The 25,959-nt window shown below is 53.4% G+C and carries 22 protein-coding genes; 8 read left to right on the top strand and 14 right to left on the bottom strand.

All coding sequences use genetic code 11. The annotated features are described in order from the left end of the window. The first annotated feature begins 5 nt into the window (after nt 1-5). Nucleotides 6-2,669 carry a DUF4175 family protein gene (locus NQF89_RS05185; protein WP_196424588.1) on the top strand — a complete coding sequence of 888 codons (2,664 nt, stop codon included), beginning with the start codon at nt 6-8 and terminating at the stop codon, nt 2,667-2,669. Nucleotides 2,670-2,683: 14 nt separating this feature from the next. On the opposite strand, the gene NQF89_RS05180 is transcribed toward NQF89_RS05185, so the two are convergent. The 4 genes from NQF89_RS05180 to NQF89_RS05165 all read right to left on the bottom strand — a co-directional run bounded on the left by NQF89_RS05180 (nt 2,684) and on the right by NQF89_RS05165 (nt 8,035). After that, on the bottom strand, nt 2,684-3,403 hold the full coding sequence (locus NQF89_RS05180; protein ID WP_155573018.1) for a CDP-diacylglycerol diphosphatase: 720 nt from the start codon (nt 3,401-3,403) through the stop codon (nt 2,684-2,686). A 9-nt stretch (nt 3,404-3,412) separates the two neighbouring features. Continuing rightward, complete coding sequence (locus NQF89_RS05175; protein ID WP_155573017.1) at nt 3,413-4,930, bottom strand: Ppx/GppA family phosphatase; 1,518 nt, start codon at nt 4,928-4,930, stop codon at nt 3,413-3,415. A 2-nt stretch (nt 4,931-4,932) separates the two neighbouring features. Then, nucleotides 4,933-7,095: an RNA degradosome polyphosphate kinase gene (locus NQF89_RS05170; protein ID WP_266137680.1), complete on the bottom strand. Its 2,163-nt coding sequence runs from the start codon at nt 7,093-7,095 to the stop codon at nt 4,933-4,935. A gap of 205 nt (nt 7,096-7,300) precedes the next feature. Then, nucleotides 7,301-8,035, bottom strand: a complete 735-nt coding sequence (locus NQF89_RS05165) for a DnaA/Hda family protein (RefSeq protein ID WP_266137679.1) — start codon at nt 8,033-8,035, stop codon at nt 7,301-7,303. A gap of 111 nt (nt 8,036-8,146) precedes the next feature. Here NQF89_RS05165 and purM point away from each other — a divergent pair, with 111 nt between their 5' ends. After that, nucleotides 8,147-9,205 (top strand): phosphoribosylformylglycinamidine cyclo-ligase, encoded by a 1,059-nt coding sequence (purM, locus tag NQF89_RS05160; protein ID WP_155573014.1) that lies wholly within the window; start codon nt 8,147-8,149, stop codon nt 9,203-9,205. An 8-nt stretch (nt 9,206-9,213) separates the two neighbouring features. Beyond that, a complete protein-coding gene (gene purN / locus NQF89_RS05155) occupies nt 9,214-9,801 on the top strand; it encodes a phosphoribosylglycinamide formyltransferase (RefSeq protein ID WP_155573013.1) in 588 nt (195 codons plus the stop codon). Nucleotides 9,802-9,880: 79 nt separating this feature from the next. Here the strand turns inward: purN and ndk are convergent, their stop codons facing one another. Continuing rightward, a complete protein-coding gene (ndk, locus tag NQF89_RS05150; RefSeq protein WP_099026036.1) occupies nt 9,881-10,303 on the bottom strand; it encodes a nucleoside-diphosphate kinase in 423 nt (140 codons plus the stop codon). 111 nt (nt 10,304-10,414) lie between these two features. Between ndk and NQF89_RS05145 the strand changes: the two genes are divergently transcribed. Both NQF89_RS05145 and NQF89_RS05140 read left to right on the top strand, forming a co-directional pair. Then, nucleotides 10,415-12,328: an ABC-F family ATP-binding cassette domain-containing protein gene (locus NQF89_RS05145; protein ID WP_155573012.1), complete on the top strand. Its 1,914-nt coding sequence runs from the start codon at nt 10,415-10,417 to the stop codon at nt 12,326-12,328. 64 nt (nt 12,329-12,392) lie between these two features. Continuing rightward, complete coding sequence (locus NQF89_RS05140) at nt 12,393-13,610, top strand: AI-2E family transporter (protein ID WP_266137678.1); 1,218 nt, start codon at nt 12,393-12,395, stop codon at nt 13,608-13,610. A gap of 19 nt (nt 13,611-13,629) precedes the next feature. Here NQF89_RS05140 and NQF89_RS05135 read toward each other — a convergent pair whose 3' ends face one another. From NQF89_RS05135 to NQF89_RS05120, 4 genes are all read right to left on the bottom strand, one after another. Next, a complete protein-coding gene (locus NQF89_RS05135; RefSeq protein ID WP_266137677.1) occupies nt 13,630-14,046 on the bottom strand; it encodes a hypothetical protein in 417 nt (138 codons plus the stop codon). Continuing rightward, nucleotides 14,033-15,184, bottom strand: coding sequence for a DegT/DnrJ/EryC1/StrS family aminotransferase (locus tag NQF89_RS05130; protein ID WP_230873260.1), 1,152 nt, complete (start codon nt 15,182-15,184; stop codon nt 14,033-14,035). The genes NQF89_RS05135 and NQF89_RS05130 overlap by 14 nt, the downstream gene beginning before the upstream one ends. Nucleotides 15,185-15,189: 5 nt before the next feature. Further along, nucleotides 15,190-15,591, bottom strand: a complete 402-nt coding sequence (locus NQF89_RS05125) for a MarR family transcriptional regulator (RefSeq protein WP_155573009.1) — start codon at nt 15,589-15,591, stop codon at nt 15,190-15,192. Between the two features lie 244 nt (nt 15,592-15,835). Further along, nucleotides 15,836-17,245, bottom strand: coding sequence for a leucyl aminopeptidase family protein (locus tag NQF89_RS05120; RefSeq protein ID WP_266137676.1), 1,410 nt, complete (start codon nt 17,243-17,245; stop codon nt 15,836-15,838). 71 nt (nt 17,246-17,316) lie between these two features. Between NQF89_RS05120 and NQF89_RS05115 the strand changes: the two genes are divergently transcribed. The 3 genes from NQF89_RS05115 to fdxA all read left to right on the top strand — a co-directional run bounded on the left by NQF89_RS05115 (nt 17,317) and on the right by fdxA (nt 20,597). Next, nucleotides 17,317-19,872 (top strand): helicase-related protein, encoded by a 2,556-nt coding sequence (locus NQF89_RS05115; RefSeq protein WP_266137675.1) that lies wholly within the window; start codon nt 17,317-17,319, stop codon nt 19,870-19,872. Next, nucleotides 19,869-20,162 (top strand): RNA-binding S4 domain-containing protein, encoded by a 294-nt coding sequence (locus NQF89_RS05110; protein ID WP_266137674.1) that lies wholly within the window; start codon nt 19,869-19,871, stop codon nt 20,160-20,162. Before NQF89_RS05115 ends, NQF89_RS05110 begins: the two co-directional genes overlap by 4 nt. A 102-nt stretch (nt 20,163-20,264) precedes the next feature. After that, entirely contained in the window at nt 20,265-20,597 is a 333-nt protein-coding gene (gene fdxA, locus NQF89_RS05105) for a ferredoxin FdxA (RefSeq protein WP_155573006.1), read from the top strand. A gap of 142 nt (nt 20,598-20,739) precedes the next feature. Here fdxA and cyoD read toward each other — a convergent pair whose 3' ends face one another. The 5 genes from cyoD to NQF89_RS05080 all read right to left on the bottom strand — a co-directional run bounded on the left by cyoD (nt 20,740) and on the right by NQF89_RS05080 (nt 25,924). Further along, entirely contained in the window at nt 20,740-21,078 is a 339-nt protein-coding gene (gene cyoD / locus NQF89_RS05100) for a cytochrome o ubiquinol oxidase subunit IV (protein ID WP_155573005.1), read from the bottom strand. Then, nucleotides 21,078-21,692, bottom strand: a complete 615-nt coding sequence (gene cyoC, locus NQF89_RS05095; RefSeq protein WP_155573004.1) for a cytochrome o ubiquinol oxidase subunit III — start codon at nt 21,690-21,692, stop codon at nt 21,078-21,080. The genes cyoD and cyoC overlap by 1 nt, the downstream gene beginning before the upstream one ends. Before the next feature lie 18 nt (nt 21,693-21,710). After that, nucleotides 21,711-23,708 (bottom strand): cytochrome o ubiquinol oxidase subunit I, encoded by a 1,998-nt coding sequence (gene cyoB, locus NQF89_RS05090; RefSeq protein WP_155573003.1) that lies wholly within the window; start codon nt 23,706-23,708, stop codon nt 21,711-21,713. 14 nt (nt 23,709-23,722) lie between these two features. Then, nucleotides 23,723-24,676: a ubiquinol oxidase subunit II gene (gene cyoA, locus NQF89_RS05085; RefSeq protein ID WP_155573500.1), complete on the bottom strand. Its 954-nt coding sequence runs from the start codon at nt 24,674-24,676 to the stop codon at nt 23,723-23,725. A 480-nt stretch (nt 24,677-25,156) separates the two neighbouring features. Further along, nucleotides 25,157-25,924: a Bax inhibitor-1/YccA family protein gene (locus tag NQF89_RS05080; protein WP_266137673.1), complete on the bottom strand. Its 768-nt coding sequence runs from the start codon at nt 25,922-25,924 to the stop codon at nt 25,157-25,159. Nucleotides 25,925-25,959 lie beyond the last annotated feature (35 nt).

The following is a 25,959-nucleotide window of genomic DNA, read 5'->3' as shown; positions in this document are numbered from 1 at the left end:
CGCTCGTGAAGGCCCAACTCCTCCCCCCCCAATTTGCGCGCCTCAAGCGGAAAGCCGCCCGCCGGTTGCAGGTGGAGCGTGTGTGGCACTATCTGCGCTGGCTTGTGCTGCTTATCGGGCTATGGGGGTGTGCTGCCTGCCTCCACCTTCCGCAATCTCTGCCGGATTATCTTCATTTTGTGCTGGAGCTTGCTCTTTTTGGAAGTGTTATCGGCTGGGCAAGCTACGCGCTATATCATAGCCCACCCCCCTCACTAGAGGATATTGATCAATGCATAGCCCGCGATGGAGGGTTAAACTTCCGTCCGCTTGAGGCTCTTACAGACCGTCCCGCTTTAATAAAAACAGCCTCTCAAGAGCAAAAACATCAAGCTGGACAGCTTTGGGCCCTCCATCACCAGCAGCTTTTGGACTCACTGAGAACGCTGCGCCTACGCCCCCCTCGTTTCTTCCATCATTGGGCAGAGCGGTTAACCGCGCTCTGTCTTCTCATCGGCCTTATTAGCCTCGCAAGCGTAGCGGGGCCGCACCTTGGCTTACGCCTAAAAGCGGGTTTCCTCCCCGGTCATGATGACGATTCCGTCCCGCTCCCTACGCTTCAAGGATGGGTCAACCTGCCACATTACGCACCGGGGGCTCCTCTCTTCCTAACCCCTCATATGCCCCCTCTCACCTTACCAGAAGGCGCGGTAGTGCATATCCTCGTAGGGGGGGCTACAACTAGGCCTTCTTTGCGGGGGCAGAAACATATTCACTATAATCATCTCCCTACAGGGGAATGGCAAATAGAAACGGCCCTCATTAAAAGCCACACCCTCACTTTATCCTATCGTGGCCGGGTCATGGGCCATTGGTCTGTGCAAATTAGTCATGATACCCCCCCTGATATCCGTTGGGATGGCAAAGCTGGCCCCAAAACAAGTGATGACTGGCATACTCATATTCCATGGTCTGTTGCCCAGCCTCATGGCGTTACAGCATTGGAGGTACGGTTCTACCCCATCATTCCCCCCTCTCATACGCCGAATAAAGCGCACGAAATACGCAGCCCCCTTCCCTTAAAACCACATACACGCAAAGCACATGAGACCACATCGCTGGACCTCTCAGACAACCCCTTTGCAGGGCTAAAGGTCGTAGGCCGCCTCTGCGCAACAAGTAGCTCCAACAAACAAGCTTGCTCCCCACCACAAACATTCCGGCTTGGCCATCGCCCGTTTCATAATCCCGTCAGCCGTGCTTTGCTCGCTCTACGGCTCCGCCTTGCGAGCGGGCAGGATGACCCTACCCAAACAGCCCATGCACTGGGCCTTCTTACCTCGCTCTCTTTACCCTCTGATGTCGCTTTGCCTCTTATTTGGCTCCGTCAACGCATCATAGCGGGCCTTCCAAGCGAACATATTAACGAGCAACTATGGTTCAACGCTCTTTATGAAGAAGACCGCGAACAAACCGGCGAGGTCATTGCCGCGTCTATGCTCCATGTTCGTGCTCTACAAAATGCCGTGCGGTTGCATTTACTGGCGTTAGCCCAACAACCAAGCCCTCCACCGCCTCATGAACAAGACGCTCTGCATGATGAATTGAATCGTCTCAAAGAGGCCTTAGGGCAACACCTCGCCTTCATCTTCCAAAAAGCGAATCGTAATGGGTTGGTCATGCCTATGCCGGATGGCAAAGGGATGCCCTGGGTACGCCTTGCCGAGCATGTGCAGGCTGAAGCCCTAGCAGGCCATATTCCACAAGCCCTAGAGCATCTTAAAGCCATGTTGGAACCTGCCGAGCAAATGCGCCAAGCAACCTTGCCAGATATGCAAGCACTAGCTGCCTCCATGCAGGCACAAGCTGAAGCACGCAACCAGCGCATGGCCCTGCGCGAGCTTATCCGCCAAGAGACAGAGCTACTCAATCATGCTCAAAAACGCCTCGCTGCGGAGCAACCCACCTCCTCAGTTATGGAATCGCATAAGGATGTTTCCCAAATGTCCACGGCGGAGTTGCTCAGCCAATTAGGCATGGCCTCGCATGAGGGCACTGGCCCCGCCACCACTCCGCTAGACCCTACGGCCCTTCTCAGCCATGCAGAAGGTCGCCAACAAGACCATGCCACGCAATATGCCCTCCGCCACCTTACCCATATCTTAAATAAACGCGGTGAAGCATTAACAAAAAAGAAAATGCCTAATCTCGTAAAAGCCGAAGCGGATATGGGGCCTGTTCTGCATAATCTGGCTAACCGAGAGGATGAGGTCAGTGTGCGCACCATCCAAACTGTTTTGGAGGACCTCTCCCAAGCGCGCCATGATATGAAGAAAAATCAAGCCGCAGCACAGCAGACGAGTAAAGGCCATCTTGGCTTCATCCCACCACCTTCTGCCTCCTCAACAGAAGACCCCAATGGCAGTGCTGGTGTCTCCCCAGAGGATGACCCTAATGGTGGCCAGGATAATGACGAACCAGAAGACGAGAAACAACCTAAAAACCAAGACCCGCTAGGCCGGAAGATGGATGATAGCTCGGATTCTGATGCCCATATCCCCGACCATGATACAAACCGCGCCCATGATATTGAGCGCGAACTCCAACGCCGGGCCTCAGACCGCACACGCCCGCAAAGCGAGCTTGATTACCTCAACCGTTTGCTCGCCCCACTGCGCCAATCCCATTAGCGGGCATCGTGCAATTATGGCGTACAGTGATGATCCTGTAGCTCCTCCGCATATCCCCACACCATCCCAGCAGCACGGCTACGCAGCAGAATAAAGCCCTCTTGCACGGCGATTACAGCCAAGCCGTACCGACCACGCTCCGTCTCATCCGCCCCTTGAGGAAAGATGGACTCAATGCGCCATAAAGGTAAGGAACGTGCAGGAATGCGCCACCAATGATACATATGCCCTAATAAACGCAGCTCCCCCGCCGATTGTTCCTGCGGTAAATGCGTTACTTGCTGCCATACATCCTTACGCACGCAATCTATATGAATATGAAGCTGTTCTTGGCTACGCGCCCTGCGGGAATTGATGGCCAAAGAGAGGCGAGTATCCGCTATTGGCCAGCCATAGGCTTGTGCAACAAGCTGACGATACCCCCACGCTTGCGCTAAATAAGGCGGGCTATCACTCCGCAAAAGATATGCTGATTCAATACCGCGCAAAGGTTGAGTCGGGATAAGCAAATACTGCCCTCTCCCCTCACGCGCTTTAAGAATGGCATAGCCATCCTTCGCCTTATATACGGCACAAGGGTTGTGATCAGAATCCACCCCACAATGACGCACGATACGCCACAAAGCGTTGCTCTGATAAGACCAATAAAAAAGATATAACACCGCTAAAAGCACCAAAGCCGCGGCCCCGCCAATAAGGCAGACCACGGCTTTGCGGGATATGACCATCCTCATAAAAGCAAGCTATTGTAAATCAGCCTCTAACCCCAGAGACTCAGCTAAACGATTGAGTTGGCGTGAAACAGCATTCCCACCAGAGCGCAAACGCCCTCCATGTAAGCTAAGAACCAACTGGTCCTCATCTTTAATGGTAAGATGCGTCCCCTCTAGTAAAGTCTCCGTCCCGGCAGAAAGCACATAAACGAGGCGGAAGGCCTGCCCTAGCTGGATTGCCGCCTCATAATAATCCTTACTCAGCAACCGGCGCGAAGGCTCCAAAACCGAGCTATCACGATCGATATCGTATCGCCCTGCCAAAACAAGCGCGAGAAAGGCCCGCGATTCATGCGAGAAGCCAACACCATGACAATATAAAATACGCCGATATGTCTGCTCAGCCCGATATTGCGGATGATCATAAGAGCCAACATCGGAGACCATACAGGCTAGGCGGAATTGCAAAGCAAGGAATGAATCCTTCTTCCAGCCCAATCGCTCCAAAAAGACAGAGGTCAGCCACATATATAAAGGTTCAGCAAAAGAGGGATTACGCCCCAACCGCCCTTCCATCTCCTGAACCAGAGCTTGCATCGGCTCCTCATCGGCTACGCGCGCGGCAACCTCACGCATATACCAACCCTCACGCAGCCCCTCTGCACTAAAGATGACCTCTGGAGCCTCAGTCCTATCAAGCAATGCTAGGAGAACCTGTGCCGCAAAGGGGGCATCAATCATCCGCTTGCGGGGGACATTCCCCACCTTTTCCATCTGCTTGCGGCTCGCCCCTACGACCCACTCCGCCATCTCCACCGCCTCTTGCCGGTTAAGACGGAATAGGTGAACCATATTCAACGGATAATCTGTCCGCGCCATATGTAAGCGGGCCAAAGCACGAAACGCCCCACCTACCAGATAAAGTGGCTTCCCTTTTGCATCCTCTAACCATGCTACATCAGCAAGGGTCTTCCGCGCGATTTTACTAGCTGCTTCCACATCATCATCTGAGCGTTCCCGCAGGCGAATCACACCCAGAGGCGTTGTCCCAGCATCAAAATACGCACTATCCCGCACACGAATCAGCTCTAGCGAGCCACCGCCAATATCTGCCACCACGCCATCAGCATCAGGAAGGGCACATAACACGCCCGTAGCGGAGTAGTCGGCTTCCTCCTCCCCGTTTAGAACACGAAAACGTGCCTCAGGCATCCGTAATTGAGCTGCTCTTACAAACTCCGCTCCGTTACGAGCATCCCGCACCGCAGCCGTTGCCAGAACATCAAAGGGCTTAACCCCCATTGCCTGACCAATCGCCTGATAGCGCGACAGCACTTCCAGCGCGCGCTCGATGCCTTCCTCGCTCAACAGGCCCGTTGCCTCTAACCCAGCACCGAGCCTGAGCGTTGCCTTCTCGTTGAAGATGGGGACGGGATTGCGCGCAACCCCTTCATACACCACCATCCGCACCGAGTTAGACCCAAGGTCCACAATCGCCGCCCGGCGGGACTGACGAGCAGCCCCCCCTTGCGCTGTGCTTTCTACCATCCTTACGACTCCTGTACGGCTACCCCGGTACGAGACTCGGACCCTACGGGGGCAATCTCCTCCCCATATGCAGGAGATGGATGCGCCATGAAATAGTCATGAGCAGAAAGTGGCTCATTTCCCGGTGCCATGCGCTCCCACTTCCCATTTGGCAGCAACTTCCAACTCCGCAGCGTATCCCGCATATTCACAACCATAATCTGATTTAGAATATGCGCATGAGCGGCAGGGTCAGTAATGGGAACCATCGCCTCAATCCGCCGGTCCATATTACGCTTCATCCAATCTGCCGAGGAGATATACAGCTTAGCATATGGCGAAGGAAGCCCTTCCCCATTACCAAAGGCAAAGACACGCGCATGTTCTAAATAACGCCCAACGATGGAATGTATCTCAATATTCTCAGAGAGACCCTTCACGCCCGGACGCAGGCAGCAAATCCCCCGCACCACAGCTTTAACAGACACACCCGCCTGTGAGGCATCATAGAGCAGCTCAATCAACTGAGGGTCGACAAGGCTGTTCATCTTCAACCAAATCTGCGCTGGCCGACCAGCACGGGCGTGAGCTATCTCCGCCTGCACTAATTCCACCAAAGTAGAACGGATTGTCAGCGGGGAGCAGCACAGAGCTTGCAAATGCGGCTTCGCACAGCCTGTTGCGTAGTTAAAGAGGCGTGCTGCGTCCTCCACTAACACAGGGTCACAGGTGAAGAAGGAGATGTCTGTATAGATCTTCGCCGTGCTAGGATGATAGTTCCCCGTCCCAAAATGAGCGTAAGATTGCAGACGCTCACCCTCGCGCCGGACGACAAGAATCATCTTTGCATGGGTCTTATAAGCTGCCAGCCCGTAAACAACCTGTACACCCCGCGCCTCCAGCGCACGAGCAAGGTTGATATTGGCCTCCTCATCAAAACGTGCCCGCAACTCCACCACAGCGGTGACAGATTTACCGGCCTCCACAGCGGCAATTAACGCATGGACAATCGGGCTATCATGCGATGTCCGATAAATGGATTGTTTGATGGAAAGAACATTCGGGTCCTGCGCGGCCTGTTGGAGGAAATGGACCACGACATCGTAGCTCTCATAAGGATGCTGAACTACCAAGTCTTTCTCTTTAATGGCGGCAAAGCAATCGCCATCATGGTCCAATACACGTTGAGGCATAGCCGCATGGAAGGGGGAGAAAAGCAGCTCTGGCCTATCGGAGACGATAAGTTGCTTTACATCACCCATACCGGCCATCTTCGGCAGCAAAACAACCTCATCACGCTCTAGGCCCAACTTGCGGACCAAGTGCTTCGGGATTGTTCCCTCTACCTCTAAATGAATACATACACCATGGCGGCGGTCTTGCACGGCTTTCTCAAACGTATTGAGCAAGTCCTCTGCTTTTTCCTCCAAGTCAACATCCAAGTTCCGCACAATACGCATCATGCCTGTTGGTACGCCGTGCAGCCCGGGGAAAAGACGTTTTGTGTAATGCGCAATAAGATATTCCAGCGCAATGAAGCGAATCTGCCCATTTTTATCTGGCAGGCGAATAAAACGTGGAATCTGCGGTGGCATAACAACAAGGCCATCAGCCTTATGCTTATGCGTATCAACATCCCGCAAACGCAACACCAAGGCTTGCCCCCCACTGGGGATGAAAGGCATGGGATGGGTAGGGTTCAAGTCCACCGGAGTAAGAACAGGGAAGACTTGCTCCTCAAAATACTTATCCAGCCACTCTTTATCACTATGGTGAAGCTTATCGACCGACTCGATAACAATCCCAGTTTTTGCCAATTCAGCACGGACACTGTGCCAAATGCGCTGCTGCTCCTGCTGCATACGCCATGCTTGATGCCGTACAGTCTCTAGCTGTTGAGTGGGGGTTAAGCCATCAACGCTCTTCTTCCCCTCACCAGCGCGAACTTGATCGACCAACCCAGCAACACGGACGGCATAAAACTCGTCCATATTCCCCGCACTAATGGAGAGGAAGCGCACCCGCTCCAACAGAGGGTTGGTTGAGTCTTCTGCTTCCTCCAGAACGCGCTGGTTGAAGGCCAACCATGATAATTCCCTATTGATGAAATCAAGATGGTGATAGCTACGTTGGCTCTTAGCTTCCCCATGCTCCCCATGATGTGCAGAATCGGTTCTGTCAGTCACGTCAGTTCTCCTCCAAGCTTCTGCCAGCATCCCAATGGGGACACCCGAATGTGAACATCATTACAACAACCATTCTTTCATCATGGCAATCCTTCCATGCTATTTTATTTATTCGCCTGAGCGGTAAATACACTATCGCAACAAAATAGGACGCATTACTATGAAGCTTCTATGACAATCCCCTTTAATCTAGCAGGGGTTATTCTTATAAATGCTCGTCCTTTAATAAATCTTTTAGAACATTCATTGCGAGACTACGGCTAATCGCACTCCCTTGTGCCATCGCTGCTTCATCCAATCTTTGCACAGCTTGCACCAATGCTTCCCCTGTGCGTGGCAAACGCCGCCATAACCACTCGGTCACAGATTGCGGGACAACAAGCTGACGCTCCGCCAGAAGGGAAAGCAATAATGTTGCCCGCACATTATCCTCTGGCTCCTCCAGCCCAGCGGTTACAGTTGCGCGCAACCGGCTTGCAAGGTCCGGTAATGCAAAATCACCCCGTGCAGGAGGATGACGAGAGGCCATCAACACACGCTGCCCTGCCGCATGAGCACGGTTAAGGAGATGCAACAACGCAACCTCACTGCCCACCCTCTCGATATGGTCAATCGCCAAAGGCACAGCACTGGCCTCCAAAATCTGCTGCCCCACGCGCAATGCACCATCTGGAGCACATGATAGTGCGGATGCCTCACAGAGAATCGCCTCCTGTTCTGCGGCCCATATATGAAGCAAATGCGTCTTGCCCGTCCCCGCAGGCCCCCATAACCACAACCGCCCTTCTGGCCATTGGGGCCGTGCTAACCAAGCCCGTGCTGAAGCATTAGACCCCCCTGCGATAAAACGCTCTGCCGAAAAATGGCGTTTTTGCTGCAAATCCAATGCTAGCTGCGCTTGTACGCTAAAGGGCGTGTCCTGCTCTCTCTTGTCGCCCATATCTACCCTTCTCGCCTATCGCCTCAATGATTCCACACGCCCTACATTCCGTCTTTGTGCAGGATGCTCTATAAAGAGGCCAGCATCAACCAGCAGGAATACCCTCTCTCCATGACCAAAACCCCTTCTCCCCCCAATGCAAGTTATGCAGCCGCCGGTGTTGATATTGAAGCCGGAGATGCTCTGGTTGACGCCATCAAGCCCGCGGCCAAAGCAACCAATCGCCCCGGTGTTATGGGCGGGCTTGGTGGGTTTGGTGCCCTGTTTGACCCCAAAGCCGCTGGGTTAAAGGACCCTGTCCTCGTCAGCTGTACAGATGGCGTGGGCACAAAGCTCCTCCTCGCTATCGAGAGCGGCTTGCATGATGAAATCGGCATCGACTTAGTCGCTATGTGCGTTAATGACCTCATCGTCCAAGGGGCACAGCCGCTTTTCTTCCTTGATTATATGGCAACAGGTCATCTCTCCGTCTCCGTGGCAGAGCGGATTATTAAAGGGATTGCCGCAGCCTGTAAGGAAAGTGGCTGCGCCCTCGTTGGGGGGGAAACAGCGGAGATGCCGGGCCTTTACGGCAAAGGCCATTATGACCTCGCCGGCTTCAGCGTTGGGGCAGCAGAGCGCGATGCCATGTTGCCTGCCACCATTCGCGAGGGCGATAGTCTCATCGCTCTGCCCTCCTCTGGGGTACATTCCAACGGGTTCTCCCTCGTTCGTCATATCGTGGAGTCCTCTGGTCTAAGCTGGAAGGACCCCGCCCCCTTCTCACCAAAGCAAACTTTGGCAGAAGCCTTCCTGACCCCCACACGGCTTTATGTCAAAACCGTGCTTGCCTTACATGAGAAGAAGCTCCTCAATGGCTGCGCGCATATCACAGGCGGTGGCCTGCCGGGCAATCTACCGCGTGTCCTGCCAGAAGGACTCGGTGTGGAAGTAGATGGGCAAAGCTGGCCACTCCCCGGTGTATTCTCATGGCTTGCCGAGCAAGGCCCCGTATCTGAAGATGAAATGCTCAAGGTTTTTAATTGCGGGATTGGTATGGTTCTCATCACCAGCGAACCCGAAAAACTCATGACGGAATTGGAAAAGCTGGATGAAGACGCCATGCTGATTGGCCGTGTTGTCCGCAGCACCACACCTTTCCGCCTCACTGCGCCATTAAATCTGGATTGAAGCGATTTATGGTGACGAAAACCCCCATCGCTATCCTCATTAGCGGGCGCGGTAGTAATATGCTCGCGTTAATGGAGGCCTGCGCCCGCCCGGACTTCCCAGCTAAAATTGTCCTTGTTCTGAGCAATAAGGCCGATGCCGCTGGGTTAGACACCGCTCGCAAGGCAGGGATTAAAACGCTCTGCATCCCCCATAAAGACTATGGGAAGGGCCGTGAGGCGCATGAACGTGCCATAGATGAAGCCGTGCGAGCCTCTGGTGCGGAGTTAATCTGCCTTGCAGGCTATATGCGCGTTCTCACCCCTTGGCTTGTCCAGCAATGGCAGGGGCGGATGATTAATATTCATCCCAGCTTGCTTCCTGCGTTCCCCGGCCTCCATACGCATGAAGCCGCCCTAAAAGCGGGTGCTAAAGAGCATGGTTGTACCATTCACCTCGTCACCGATGGGGTGGATGAAGGCCCCATCCTTGCCCAAGCGCGCGTCCCTGTCCTACCCCATGATGATGCTGATGCCCTCGCTGCCCGCGTTTTGGAGCAGGAACACCGCCTCTATCCCGAAACGCTCAAGCACTTCATCACACAACGCCACACCTAAAAGCCAAGCATAAAAAAGGGGAGCCATAATGGCCCCCCTTCACAGTATGTCCAAACATCATGCTAACGCCACTGCTTCATCAGGGCAGGATTTCCGTCTCCGCAAAGAAGAAGCTAATCTCACGCTTAGCATTCTCAAGGCTATCAGAGCCATGAACGGAGTTCTCACCAATGCTTTGAGCATAAAGCTTACGCACAGTCCCTTCAGCCGCCTCGGCGGGGTTGGTCGCGCCCATCACCTCACGATGATGCGCCACGGCGTTCTCGCCCTCTAGCACCTGCACAACAACCGGCGCGGAGCACATAAAAGACACAAGCTCCCCAAAGAAGGGGCGCTCCTTATGGACCTCATAAAAAGCCCCGGCTTGCTTCTCTGTCAGCTGAATCCGTTTTTGGGCTACAATACGCAGGCCAGCTTCCTCAAAAACAGTATTCACCTTGCCTGTCAGATTACGGCGTGTTGCATCCGGTTTGATGATGGATAATGTACGTTCCAGAGCCATAAGTCCCTCCTTATAAAGAGCCCTCTATCTCCAACTTCCCCTAGAGGAAAAAAGGAGTTCCTGATAGGGTTAGAGCCATCTTTTTTCATCTTTCCCTGCTGAGTGTGTGCGTTGAGCCTGCTTTCCATCACCGACCTTACCTTACGCATCGCAGGCCGTACCCTGCTAGAGCAAGCCTCCCTCACTATTGAGCCAGGTAAACGCATCGGGCTCATCGGCCATAATGGAGCGGGGAAGTCCACGCTGCTGGCGGCCATCGCCGGGGACATCGCCCCAGATGGCGGCAGCATTACCCTCTCTGGCCGTGCCACGATGGGGCGGGTCAAGCAGGAAACACCTTCCGGCGAGCTGTCCTTATTAGAGACCGTTCTTAACAGCCATGAGGAACGCACCCGCCTCCTCACCGAGGCCGAAACCACAACCGACCCTACCCGCCTTGCTGATGTGCATGAACGCTTACTCGCTATTGATGCCCATGCTGCCCCAGCGCGTGCTAGTACAATCCTCGCCGGGTTAGGTTTTGACCAAGAGGCCCAACATCGCCCGGTCAATGACTTCTCCGGTGGTTGGCGGATGCGCGTTGCCCTTGCCAGTGCCTTATTCCTCGCCCCTGACCTTCTGCTCCTTGATGAACCAACAAACCATCTGGATATTGAAGCCACATTATGGCTGGAAAATTGGCTAAGCCGCTTCCCCGGTGCGGCGTTAATTGTCAGCCATGACCGTGCGTTACTAGATAACAGCGTGCAAGCCATTGCCCATTTAGACCAAAAAAAGCTTTCCCTCACCCCCGGCGGCTATGAGCGTTTTGTCCAAATCCGCACCGAGCAGAAGCTCCAACAAAATCGCCAAGCGGAAAAGCTGGCAGACCAACGTGCAAAGATGGAAGCCTTTGTGGCGCGCTTCCGTGCCAAAGCGACCAAAGCCAAACAAGCGCAATCTCGCTTAAAAGCCCTCGCCCGCTTGCCACAAATTGATTCAGTCGTGGAGGATACCCCTACCCATTTCACCTTCCCCGACCCCGGCGCGCTCCCACCCCCCATGCTCACATTAGAGGATGTCTCTGTCGGATATGGGGAGCGCACAATTCTTCACCATCTCTCTTTGCGGCTCGATAGTGAGGACCGCATCGCCCTACTGGGGCAAAATGGGCATGGCAAATCAACCTTCGCCAAATTACTCGCCGGTCAGCTCACCCCTATGGGAGGGATATTTCAGCCTTCATCACGCTTGCGGGTTGGTTATTTCGCCCAACATCAAACAGATGAGCTTATTGTGGATGAAACCCCCATCCAACATATGGCCCGCACGTTAAAAGATGCCACACCCCCGCAAGTGCGTGCCCAACTAGCCCGTTTTGGGCTCGATGCTGAACGTGCCGAAACACCCGTCCGCAATCTCTCTGGTGGGGAGAAAGCCCGCCTCCTCCTCGCCCTTGCCACACGTCACGCCCCTCATCTACTCATATTAGATGAGCCAACCAACCATTTAGACCTCGATGCCCGCGATGCGCTCATCCGCGCTCTCAGTGCTTTTGAAGGGGCCGTCATCCTCATCAGCCATGATAGTCATTTAGTCGAATCCGTAGCTGACCAGCTTTGGATCGCCGCAAACGGGACCATCACCCCTTTTGACGGGGATATGAATGATTACCGCCTCTGGCTAGAGGCCCGCGCTAAACACGCTTTAGAGGCAACGCGACAAGCCTCCTCCCCCGCTGCACACGGCGCACAAGCCGCCACAACGCCTGATAAAAACCAACAACGTGCCCAACGCAAAGAGCAAACCCGCCAGCTTGCCCCCCTCCGCCGTAAGATTCGAGAGCTGGAAACCCGCCTCTCCCGCTTGGAAAAAGCCAAAGAACAGCTTGAAGCAAAATTAGCAGACCCTGCCCTTTACCAAGCAAACCACGCTGGAGACATCGCCACATTAAATAGCGACCTCGCCCTTGTCCGCCAAAAACAAGAGGAGACCGAGCTACAATGGCTAGAAGCCCAAGACGAATTAGAGCAAGCCACAAATTGACCCACCATTAAATAACCCACATTATAGCACACCAACTCACCGCCCGTTGCAGGACTCGCCCAGCATGCCTTTCTTCTTCAACCGCCCGCCGACTCCCGCAGCCCAGCAAACACCCACCACCGCGTTAGACCGCATTTATGGCATTATCCGTCTAACGCTTTGTCTCTCTCTCATCATGCTGGCTGTTTGGTTGATGGGAGAAGTCCTTGCCATCCTCTTTGCGGCGGTATTGATGGCGATTGTTTTGCATGGGCTTGCGCGTATCCTCCGCCGCCGCTTACCCTTCATCCCCTATACAATCGCAATTAGCATCGTAGCCTTTAGCATTATTGGGCTATTTGCCGCTCTTATTTGGAGTAGTGGCCCCTCTATGGGGGAGCAGTTTATCAGCCTAAAAAATGCTCTCGTTATACAATCAAGCGATCTCCGCTCCCATCTCTCCCAAACAACTTTCGGCCAAATGGTCTTAAACCATCTGCCAACCTCCCTTGGCGGGAATGATAAAACAGCTTCCCTCAGCAGTTTAGGCTTTGGGATTGCAGGCTCCGTGACCGGGTTGCTCGGCAGTGCGGTTGGCTTAATCGGTACGATTTTTGTTGTTTTAATCGCCGCCTTTTATTTTGCCGTCTCACCATCTCTTTACATCAACGGCTTCCTCCGTCTCATCCCTCCTTACCAACGCAAAGCCACACGCACGCTCCTCTATAGCGCAGGCAATACCTTATGGGCATGGACCGCAGGCCAAGCGTTGGACATGCTCGCCGTAGGGCTTTTCTCCGGTATTGGGCTATATCTCATCGGGATGCCCCTCGCCCTCGCTTTGGGCGTTGTCGCAGGGTTGTGCAACTTCATCCCCTATATCGGCGCGATTTTAGGGGCAGTGCCTGCCTTGCTCATCAGCCTCTCTCTTGGCACGCATGAAGTTTTATTCGTGGCCATCCTCTATAGCGTTATCCAGTTTTGTGAGGGCAATATCCTCGCCCCGCTCATCCAACGGCGTGCGGTCCATATGCCCCCAGCACTAGCCATCCTCTCCCAAAGCGTTTTTGGCTCCATCCTTGGGGTGCCGGGGCTCGTGCTGGCTTCCCCCATCACCGCAGCCCTCCTCGCTGTCTTTGATAAAGCCATGCCCCCGCTGGAAGATGCCACCAAAACCCGATTAGAGACGAACGAGCTTACCCCAAAAGAAGTTGCTCAGAACGCTCAAGAAAAAGCAGCCGCGAGTAAACAAGAGACCAAACAAAAGGAAAAAGATAAAACCACCCCGCCTCCCTCCACCTGAGGAAAGCAAGACCGCCTTTTTAAGGGAGGCCCGGCAAATGGAGGGTCCCACGGTCGAAGGAGCGCATCCTATATGCGCCCCCCGGTTGGGTTTGTATCCCCACAACATCATCCCCATGCTTAAAATGCCATGCGGAGAGAATGACAAAGCGGCCCTCTGCACTGCTCATCTGATACACAGCGAGCGCAGGCATATTCTTAGGGGGTACCTCACCTGGGATCCCCCAGCCTGTCTGATACTGTTGCACCCAAAGATTCATCGCCTTTACTTCATCCTCAGTGAGGCTACGTTGCTGCTGAGCCTGCTCTACCGTGCCATGAACAACCGTTGGGAGGGACCACGGGCGCAAAATAGGCCACGCAAAATACCAAATCACCACAACAGGAATAATCACAATCGCCGCAAACATAAGAAGATATTCGTCATTCTGCTTCATGCTGCTCTCTCGCCCATGTTTGACTCTCTCTTATCACATAATCTACGGCCTCATCGGTAAGGTCAGGATGGATTGGCAGGGCCAAGACATACTCCCCTAACGATTCCGACACAGGTAAAGGAACCCCATCATGGCACGCTTGATAGGCTGGCTGATGATGCAATGGTTTGGGATAATAAATAGCCGTTGCAATCTGCGCTTGTGTGAGATGTTGCCTTAAAGACTCACGCAAAGATAGCGAGGGTAGCTTCACACAATAGACTGCCCATGCACTCTGGCTTTCTGCCACACGTGCAGGTGAGGTTATGAGAGAGGGCAAGCCTGCATCATAAGCGCGTGCCACAGCCTCACGCCGTTGCAGCTCCTCCTCAAACACATCCAACTTGCTCAAGAGAACCGCCGCTTGCAAGCTATCTAACCGCGCATTAAGGCCAATGCGCTGCACCTCATAGCGTTGTTGCCCCTCCCCATGGCTGCGCAGGGAGCGGTAAAGAGCCGCCTTATCATCATCATCAGTAAGGATAGCCCCGCCATCGCCATAACAACCTAGCGGCTTAGATGGGAAGAAAGACAGAGTCGTAGCCATGGCCTCATGCCCCAACTTCCGCCCCTTATAGGCCGCACCAAAGGATTGAGCGCAATCCGCAATGAGGGTTAGGCCCTCTTGTGTGGCAAAGCTCTTTAGCGCATCCCACGGGGCAGGTTGGCCAAATAAATCAACCCCGATAATCGCCTTTGGCACCACCTCTCCCGCCTGCTTTACCGCGGCAACACGCGCCTGCAAGGAGGCAAGAGAGAGTTGGAAGCTATCCGCCTCCACATCCACAAAAACCGGCTTCGCGCCTAATAACAGAACAACCTCTGCCGTGGCCGTGTATGTAAAAGCAGGTAGGAACACCGCCATCCCCGGCCCAATTCCCTCCGCCATGAGGACGGTTAAAAGCGCATCTGTACCGGAGGAGACAGCCACAGCATGACGCGCCCCCCCATAAAGAGCCAAACGCGCCTCAAGCTCTACAACCTCCGGCCCCATTACGAAACAACAATGGGTTAAGACCCGCTCCATCCGCTCCCGCAACGCCGCGCCAAGACGCCGCTGCTGGGCAGGAAGATCCAGAAAGGGAACAACTCCCACCAAGATACTTACCCAGCCCGCCGCGCTTGGAAGGATGCTACAGCCGGACGAGCCGCTTTACGGAGGATAATCTCATCCCCGCAAGCTTCCTCCATCACATCCCGCAACCCACGCAGATAGGCCGAGCCTTTTAATGTCCGCTGAACAAGAATGGAGCGGCGGTCCAACGGGTCCACCTTACGGCGTGCTAAATCAAGCTCGCTCAACCGGTCCAACGCACGGGTGATAGCGGGTTTAGAGACATTCAAAGACTGTGCTAAGCCCCGAACGGTATGAGCCCCATCATCCAAATAACAGCTCAAAAACACAGATAATTGCCGCGCAGAAAGGTCCGGCCCATCACCGCGCACGGTGGACACAATCGTATCGCGCAAAAGCTGCAACATGCGGTTATCGCCATTTCGACTCATAAAAACTCTCTTTCGCTCTTTTACAACGCGACTTACCCTCTGCCAGTTAGCGCATATACGCCCTCCCCGCTGGCCGGTGGGATACATCATATTTGCGATTTCTACTTAGTCCTATTCTAATTTGTGACGCTTATGTATCGAAATAACAACCACGCCCAACGCAGGGCTGCTATTCCTAAAGACAAACCTCATTAAAAATGAATAAAAACAGCTAGTTATACACGCTATAACGAATCATTACTTTTTAGAAACCTTCCGAAACCGCACGGAACAACGCCCTTAAAGCTAGCACCTCACCCCCCATAGGCCGGCCGGGGCGTGCGTTATCATTCCATCCATAAGTATCAATATGCGCCCATCTCTGCCCCTCTGGGACGAAGCGTTGGAGGAATAACGCCGCTGTAATCGCCCCGGCCATAGGCCGAGAGGAAAGATTGTTACAATCAGCAATGGGGCTATCCATCCATTCATCATAATCAGCCCATAATGGGAGCTGCCAAAGCGGGTCATGCGCATGACGCCCAGCGGCAAGAATATGCGCCGCTAATGCATCATCATTACTAAAAAGGGCGGGTAAATCTGGCCCCAAAGCCACACGCGCAGCCCCGGTAAGCGTTGCGGCATCTATGATGAGGTCCGGCTGGCTCTCTGCGGCCTCTGTCAAGAGGTCAGCTAGAACCAAACGCCCTTCTGCATCCGTATTGCCGACCTCTACCCGCAGCCCTTTCCGCGTGGTCAACACATCCCCCGGCCGCATCGCATGGCCGGAGATACTGTTCTCCACACAACCAAGGCGAATCTCCAAAGCGACATCTAGCTCCGCCTCCATAATCGCGCAGGCCAGGGCGAGCATCAATGTCGCTCCACCCATATCCTTCTTCATCTTCGCCATGGAGGAGCCGGGCTTGAGGTCATAACCGCCTGTATCAAAACATACGCCTTTACCCACTAAAGAGAGGCGCGGGGCTGCTTTGCTCCGCCCGGGTTTTTGCCCGACCACCACAACAGCCTCCCGGTCCGAGCCCGCCCCCACAGCGGCAAGGCATGGGTACGCTTGTCTTAATGCCTCCCCTTCTATCAGCTCAACACAGGCCCCACGTTCCTCCAGCATGTGACGGGCTGCCGCCGCTAATTCCGCAGGGCCCATCAGATTCGCCGGGCTATTAATCAGGTCACGCCCTAGCCACGCCGCCCGCGCAAGGAGACGCGCCTCGCGCCCATATTCTGCGGCGATGCATAATTTAGGCTGCGCTTTGGGGGTATGTTGGGCAGCCCCCTTTAGATGATACTGATACGCCCCTAAGCAGAAGCCAAGAATGAGCTCCTCCAAAGCCGCCTTTGTGTCTTGCCCCTGAACCTGCGGATGAAACTGCGGAACCCAACGCCCCTCTGGCAATTTTGCTGGCAAAGCCCCATAAGGCATAGGCCCTGCCGTAGGCTTGATGCAAAATACCGCCCCGGCAATCCCCTCCTTACCCGGCAAAAGGGTAAAATCCCCCGCACGTCCTTCAAAGCCTTGCGCGCGCAAAAAAGGCTCATCACGCCCTAATAGAGCGGAAAGCGCAGCAGACTCCCCCGCTTCTACGATATGAAGCGGGTAAGTCTCCCCCCCATCACAGGGGGCGCACAGGGGCAAAAAAGGGGCATTAGACATAAAAAACCATTCCACCAAAAAACTCTTATAATGTCTTGCTTTTATCGCATTCACGCAAGATCATTCCACCCATGACAGCACGTTCTTCCTCCTTTATGCCTGCGGCGGGCCAGCCCCCACGGCTTATTCATGCGATTTTAGGGCCAACCAATACCGGTAAGACCCATTACGCCCTCACCCGTATGATGGCGCATCAGAGTGGGATTATCGGCTTCCCCCTCCGCCTGCTTGCGCGCGAAAATTACGAACGGCTCGTCAAACTAAAAGGCGAACGCCATGTCGCCCTCCTCACAGGGGAGGAAAAGATTATCCCTCCCCATGCACGTTGGTTCTCTTGCACAGTGGAAGCAATGCCGCTGGACCGCAAAGTGGAGTTCATCGCTATTGATGAAATCCAGCTCGCTGCGGACCCTGATCGCGGGCATATTTTCACCGACCGCCTCCTCCATGCGCGAGGGACGGGAGAGACGCTCTTCCTCGGTGCGGAGACCATTCGCGGCTTGCTCAAACAGCTTATCCCCTCCATTACTATTGAGACCCGCGCCCGTCTCTCCCACCTTACTAATATAGGGCCGGTGAATCTCACACGCTTACCTCCACGCTCTGCCATTGTGGCTTTCTCCGCCACGGAGGTTTACGCCATTGCCGAGGCCATCCGCCAAAAGCGCGGGGGCTGTGCGATTATTATGGGCCGCCTCAGCCCTAGAACACGCAATGCCCAAGTCGCCCTCTATCAAAATCGCGATGTTGATTATCTCGTAGCGACTGATGCCATCGGGATGGGCCTGAATATGGATGTGGACCATGTTGCCCTTGCAGCCTTGCATAAGTTTGATGGCCTTGCCTCCCGCGCTCTAACCCCGCAAGAAGTGGCTCAAATCACCGGGCGAGCAGGCCGTGGGATGCGTGATGGCACCTTCGGCACCACAGGCTCTTGCCCCCCTATGAGCCAAGAGCTCATCAAGGCTGTGGAGGACCATAAGTTTGAGCCATTACACGCCCTTTATTGGCGGCAAACGGCCCTAGATTATAGCTCTCCTGAAACGCTGTATCACAGCTTGATGCGCAAACCCCCACGCCCCGGCCTCATCACCGGGCGCACAGCTTCGGACCTTGATGTCCTCACCGGCTTGATGCAGATGGAGGATATTCGCGCTGCTGCACGCGGTACAAAGGCCACAACTCTCCTATGGGAAGTCTGCCAGATACCGGACTTCCGCAAGCTTGGTGATGGTAGCCATACCCGCCTTTGTGGCCGTTTATTTCTCGACCTCTTAAAACATCACCGCATCCCCCCTGCGTGGATGGAAGGCCAATTACGCGGGCTTGACCGGCTGGATGGCGATATGGATACGCTCATGCACAGGCTCTCTGGTGTGCGTGTCTGCGCTTACATCGCCGCTCGGACAGGCTGGATGCCCCAAAGCCGCCATTGGCAAGATCGCTGCCGCACAGTGGAGGACCGTCTCTCTGATACATTACATGAGAGGCTGAAAGAACGTTTTGTCAATAAACGTGCCACGGCCCTGCTCCGCCGCTCGGACACCGGGCAACGTGTTGAGGCCCTCTATGCCATAACGCCCCAAAATCGCATCCTTGTGGAAGGCCATGAAATTGGCCGTATCACCGGTTTTGGTATGAATCTGGACGCCACGGCGGACCCTCAAGAGAGTGCATTGCTCCTCAAAGCAGGCAAACGCGCCCTCCACCACGCAATGCCCGCGCGGATACGCTACTTCCTCCAACAAGAGATGACCGCCCTGCACATCACAGAGGCTGGGCATATCCATTGGGAAGGCGCGCATATCGCCAGCCTGACCCGTGGCGAGGACCTCTTTAACCCCCATAGCCAGCTTCTACCGGGGGAGTTTCGCGATACATATCAGAGCCGCCAAGTGCAGGAACATCTTCATACGCTCATCAACGCACTGCTGCGCAAAACACTTGCCCCCTTCTTTCAGATGGAAGCACACCTCCAAAAGACGGCCTCATTACGCGGTTTGGCGTATCGTTTGCGTAAAGATGGCGGCACAACACCAACCTTGCCAGAGGACCGCGCAATCTCGCGCGAAGAAAAACGCTTCCTCCATCATCACGGTATACAGATTGGGGAGCAATTTATTTACTGCCCACGCCTGTTTAAACCAGCCTATCTCCCTATGATGAGCCTGCTTCATACCATCTGGCATAGGCAAGAATATCGCATCCCTCATGCCGGGTCTATCTGCCTACCCAGCGCAGATTATCCCACCCCACCACCCGGATGGCAGAATGCCGGCCCTGTCCATATACGACTCGATAAATTAGACGCGCTCTTGCGTCTCCTTCGCCCTCATGGCAAGCCACCCCGCCATAACCAGCTCATTCCCCCCACGCTCGCCTCCTCCCTTGGGGTGAAATCCGCCCTCCTCCCCGCCCTCCTAAAAGGGCTGGGCATTGCCCACCATCCTCCACAACCTTTAGAGGAAACACGCTATGGGCCTGCTGCGCCCCTCATTATTCTAGGACGCCCGCATAAACATAAAACAGCCCCAACACGTACAAAAAAGACCCGCAAGCCCCAACGCGCCGTGGCCGACTCCCCCTTTGCTGCCCTCCAAAACTGGGCTATACGCCCCTCCTCATGAGTACAGAGCCACATCAACGGCTAGACCTCTGGCTTTATTACACGCGGCTTGCCAAAACGCGCGGCCTTTGTGCTACCTTCATCCGCAAGGGGCGTGTCCGCATTAATGGCCAAAGGACGCATAAAACCCACGCACACCTCCATATTGGCGATATTGTGAGTTTTGCCTCCCCCCACTGGGACGAAAAGGTCTGTATTTGGCGCGTTATACAGCTTGGCGAGCGGCGCGGCCCCGCTAAAGAAGCCGCCCTTCTCTATGAAGAACTTGAGGAAAAGAGCGGTAATTCCTGACAATAGACTTGCAAAAGCCCCCCATCATTCGGCATATCAGTGCAGGAATCTTTAAAAGGGGCCGTTCGGCTGGCCTGTAACACCAAACCGGAGACGGCAATCATGACCTATGTGGTCACAGAAAACTGCGTGCGCTGCAAGTTTATGGATTGTGTGGAAGTCTGCCCTGTTGACTGCTTCTACGCGGGTGAGAACTTTCTTGTCATCAATCCTGATGAATGTATCGATTGCGGCGTATGTGAACCTGAATGCCCCGCAGAAGCCATCTTCCCAGATAGTGATGAACGCTCTGCGGACTGGATGGAGATTAACGCCAAATATTCCACAATTTGGCCTAACATAACCCAAAAAGGGACCCCACCGGCTGACCGTGAAGAATGGAACGGTAAAGAAGGTAAGCGGGAAATGCTCTCTGAGGAGCCTCATAAGGACTAACCCCCCTCTTATCGCCCTATAATAAACCCTCGGATGAGCTGAACTCTCCGGGGGTTTTTCTTACGCTAATCATCCAGACATAAAAAGCCGGTGGAGTTGGCCCCCACCGGCTTTTTCTCATCTTGAAAGATGAAACGGCGTATCAGCCGGGCATCATATTCATCTGGGCATCCCAAAGGACAAACAGATAACCCGCAATCACCACTGCAACCATCAACACTGTGATGATGAAGGCAGCAAGATTCTGACGCTGAGACAAGCTCTTCGTCCCCATATGGAGGAAGAAGACCAGATGCACAACAACCTGAACTGTCGCCAACACAGCAAGAATGGCAATCGTCTGCCAGAAGGCGAAGGCCTTGCTCAAGACAGTGGCAAAAGACGCCACTGTCAGGATAACAGCAAGAACAAACCCAACAATATAGGAGCCGTAAGAGCCGTGGCTCTCACCTTCGTGCGATGTCGTATGATTCTCGCTCATTAGACAACACTCCCCAGGTAGACGAAGGAAAAGACGCAAATCCAAACAATATCAAGGAAATGCCAGAACAAGCTCAGGCATGTCAGTTTTGTTTGCATCCGAGTGCTAAGCCCCTGCTTGCCCATAACCTGGAAGAACAAAATGAACATCCAGATAAGGCCAATCGTGACATGCAGCCCGTGCGTCCCCACCAACGTGAAGAAAGAAGACAGGAAGGCGGATTTATCCGGCCCTGCCCCATGAGCTACGAGTTCATGGAACTCTTTAATCTCAAGGGTGACAAAGGAGACACCGAGGATGAAGGTCAGCAACAGCCAAACCAACACGGCACCTTTGTTCTTCTTATGCGCATTAATAGACGCGAAGCCGTAGGTAATAGAGGAGAGCAACAGGATAGCTGTTTCGATCTCAACATTCTTGATGTCGAACAGCTCTTTCCCCGTTGGCCCACCAGCAAAATGATGGCAGAGCGATGCAAAAACGGCAAATAACGTGCCGAAAATGATGCAGTCCGTCATCAAATAGACCCAGAAACCAAAAATTGTGGTTTCCTGCTGATGATGCTCATGCTCCTCGTTATGAGCAACGGATGCGTGAGTTGTGTCGTAAGACATGGTTTTCATCGCCTCCCTTTACTCTGCTGCCTGAGCAGCGGCAAGCCGCTTGGCAAAAGCTTCTTCATCAGCGCGGATCTCCTCTACAGGGACGTAGAAGTCGATATCCAAATTCGCACTACGGTGAACCACAGTGAAGAAGGATACCACTAGCCCCGCAATCACAGCCCACCAAATATGCCAGACAAGGGCGAAGCCAATCACCAGCGCGCAAGCCCCGAGGACAGGACCAACGGCAGAGTATTTTGGCATATGGATAGGCTCTAGCTCAGCCAATGGTGCTGGGCGACCCAGCTCCTTCTCGATATGGAATGTATCCAAACCGCGAACGACCGGCAAACGAGCAAAGTTATAATGCGGTACAGGGGAAGGCAAAGACCACTCCAGCGTACGGCCAGAGCCCCAGTTATCGCCTGTTAGGTCTAGCGCATCAGGCTTTTTATTCACCGCATCAAACGCTGCGAGAACAAATTGGATGACCTGACATGCCACACCAGCCGCCAAAATGAACACACCAACACAAGCCACCAGCAACCAAGGATGCCAATTAGGGTTGTCATAATGGTTCATACGGCGGGTCATACCCTCCAGACCAACGACATAAAGCGGCATGAAGGAGACGTAGAAACCAACGAACCAGAAACGGAACGCCCATTTCCCCCAAACATCGCGCATCTTAAAGCCGAAGACCTTCGGGAACCAGTAGCTCAGACCAGCAACATAACCAAAGAACACACCACCGATAATCACGTTATGGAAGTGCGCCACCAAAAAGAGGGAGTTATGAATCACCCAGTCCGCTGCAGGCATCGCCATCATCACACCGGTCATACCACCGATGGAGAAGGTGATCATGAAGCCGACAATCCAGTTCATCGGGCCTTCAAAACGGACACGCCCCTTATACATGGTAAAGAGCCAGTTGAAGATTTTCACACCTGTCGGCACGGCGATGAACATCGTCATAATACCGAAGAAGGTGTTCACATCTGCCCCAGCACCCATTGTGAAGAAGTGATGCACCCACACAATGCTGCCTAAGAAGGTGATGATACCCGTTGCAATAACCATCGTGGCATAGCCAAAGAGCGGCTTGCCGGAAAAGGTTGCTGCGATTTCGGAGAAGACACCAAAAGCAGGCAGGATAAGGATGTAAACCTCTGGGTGACCCCAAGACCAAATCAAGTTCAGGTAGAGCATAACGCTACCACCACCATCATTGGTGAAGAAGTGCATCCCAACGTAACGATCCAGTGCCAGCAACGCCATGGAGACCGTCAGAACCGGGAAGGTCGTCAGGATCATGATGCAGGAGAAGAATGCCGTCCATGTAAAGACAGGCATATGCATCCACTTCATGCCGGGGGCGCGGAGCTTAACAATCGTTGTGATGAAGTTTACAGCGGTAAGCAGCGTCCCAATACCGGAAATCTGCACAGACCAGATGTAATAATCCACACCAACACCGGGGTTAAACTGCAACTCGGAGACTGGCGGGTAGCCAAGCCAACCAACATTGGAGAACTCACCAACAAACAGGGAGATGTTGATGAGGATAGCACTGACCAACGTCATATAGAAGCTGATTGAGTTAATCAGCGGGAATGCAACGTCACGCGCACCAATTTGCAGCGGCACCACGAAGTTGAACAAAGCCTGCATAATCACCATGGCCATGAAGAAAATCATGATCGTGCCATGAGCGGAGAAGACTTGGTCATAATGGTGCGGCGGCAGGTAACCGGGGTTACCAGCGTAAGCAAGGGCAAGCTGCGTACGCATCATCACCGCATCAGCAAAGCCACGCACAAGCATGACAAGGCCGAGGATGACGTACATAACGGCAAGCTTCTTATGGTCAACGGTGGTTAACCACTCGCGCCACAAATAACCCCATTTTTTAAAGTAAGTGACTGCCGCAAGCACGGCAATCCCGATTACAGCCACACCAATAAATGTACCGACAAGAATCGGCACATCATACGGTATGGCAGAAAGGGTAAGTTTTCCGAGCATCTTTAGATTAGTCCTCACATGCCGGTATTAGAAGGCGCAGCCATCTGAGAGTCAGAATGCGTATCCATAGGCATATCACCCATAGGTTTGCTATCTTTCCCGTGGGCATTGTTGCCAACATTGTATTTCGCAACAATGCTCTCAAACAAGCCGGACTGCACGTTGGAGAAATACAGAACCGGAGCCGGTTTTGGTGCTACCTCGTTAGAGACAGCCGGCGGGGCCTGATATTTCGGGTAAGTTTGTGCGTCCAGTGCCTCTTTAGCTACGAACGGATTTTCAGTGTTATGGACGCTCTGCACCCATGCCTCAAACTGCTCTTGGGGCATAGCAATCGTGCGGAAGCGCATATCAGAGAAGCCCGGCCCTGTATATTGAGCGGCCTCACCCTGATAGTTACCCGGACGGCTTGCTAATAGGTGGAGCTGCGTCTCCATACCTGCCATGCTGTAGATCTGAGACCCAAGCTGAGGGATGAAGAAGGATGTCATCACACTATCAGACGTAATCCGGAAATCCAGAGGAGTCTTTGTGGGAACATCAAGCTCATTGATGGTAGCAATCCCGAGATCTGGGTAAATAAACAACCATTTCCAGTCCAGAGAGACCACTTCCACACGGAGCGGTTTTGCATTTGGCGCACCAACTTTAGCCAGCATCTCTTTAGAGATAGGCTTATACGGGTCGTAATAATGCGTGCTCCAATAGTTAAAGCCACTCAGAACAAGAATGATGAGGATGGGTACACCCCAGATAAATACCTCAATCTTGTTTGAATGTGACCAGTTCCGCAAATATTCGGCCTTCTCATTAGATGCCCGGTACTTCCACGCAAATATGAGGGTCGCAATAATTACTGGAACCACAACGCACATCATGACGGCCCATTCAAGCACCATCATGTCGCGATTACCTTCCCCGATCGGACCTGCGGGTTGAAGAAGATCAACCGTACAGCCCGACAGCATCAATGCAGGCAACGCCGGGAAAAATCGCCAGAGTCTTTTCATGGATCCTGCCTCTATCTGTTATTCTGCCACAAAAGGGGTCAGAACACTTTCTGACACAGTCAGGACAGCACAACTGCTATCGAACGTCGTCATCTTATATGTGCCTTTCCCGTTCGTATCCTGACAACGAGGGGGAACACCTCCCCCCGTACTTAATGAAATATAGGACGTACAAACGCCCCAGTGTCGCCACTTTTAATCATCTGGAATGGCCCAGATTACAAGGGGTCAATTTCAACAAAAAAAGAGACCCCCCTGGTCTTTCTTACAAAAAAGACCAGTTAGCCGCCATTCCTTATATGTCATCACAATGAGATTACAAAATAGAGTCTACGCATTTTAATTTCTCATTATCCTCCTAATCGCAAAAAATCGCAACAAAAAAGGGGCAGCTCTGGCCCCTTTCTTATTTTATGCAATGTTCCGACTCTTCTAAAGTCAGTCACGGCCACCTGATCTCGTCCCAGTAAATTGAAGAAGAAACTGAAAAAGATTAACAAAATTTAGGTACATAGAGAGCGCATCATACACGCTCATCTTCCCCAATGCTTCAGCTGGCAAAGCCGAGGCGTAACTCTGATAAGAAAATTTAATGCGCTGGGTATCGTAAGCCGTAAACCCTACAAAAATCAGCACTCCGATGAAGGAGATTACCGTTGTCATCCCTTGTGAGGGGATAAACAGCGCCACAAGAGAGGCAATAACAAGACCAATCAGGCCCATCATTAAGAAAGAGCCCATCCCCATTAGAGAGCGCTTCGTGACATAGCCCCATAAGGACATCACACCATAAAGCGATGCCGTAATAAAGAAGGTCCGCACAACTGAAGCCCCAGTATAGGCCATCAATATAGAGGCCATGCTAATGCCCATAACAACACTATAGAGCACAAAAAGCATCTGCGCAGTTGAGCGGGAGAGACGATTAACCCCAAATGACAGCACAAGAACAAAAGCGAGCGGCGCGAAAACCCCCACCATACCTAAGCCCGTTGGGGCCAATACAAACTCGTCCCCCCGCTGCACCACGTGGAAAAACAACGTCCGCAGAGAGGTATGAACCACGGCATAAGCCGTAACGGCTGTTAGAAACAGAGCGAATGCCATCCAGTTATAAACGCGCACCATATAAGCGCGCAAACCAGCATCAAACGCTGCAGCGGCCGAGTATCCCCGTGAGGAGTCAAAATCGGAATAAGAAGCCATGATACCCACTGTTCCGGAATTAAACTATAAGTCTA

It is taken from the genome of Bombella pollinis, assembly GCF_026385485.1.
Lineage (GTDB): Bacteria > Pseudomonadota > Alphaproteobacteria > Acetobacterales > Acetobacteraceae > Bombella > Bombella pollinis.
This window is presented reverse-complemented; position numbering and strand designations above follow the sequence as displayed.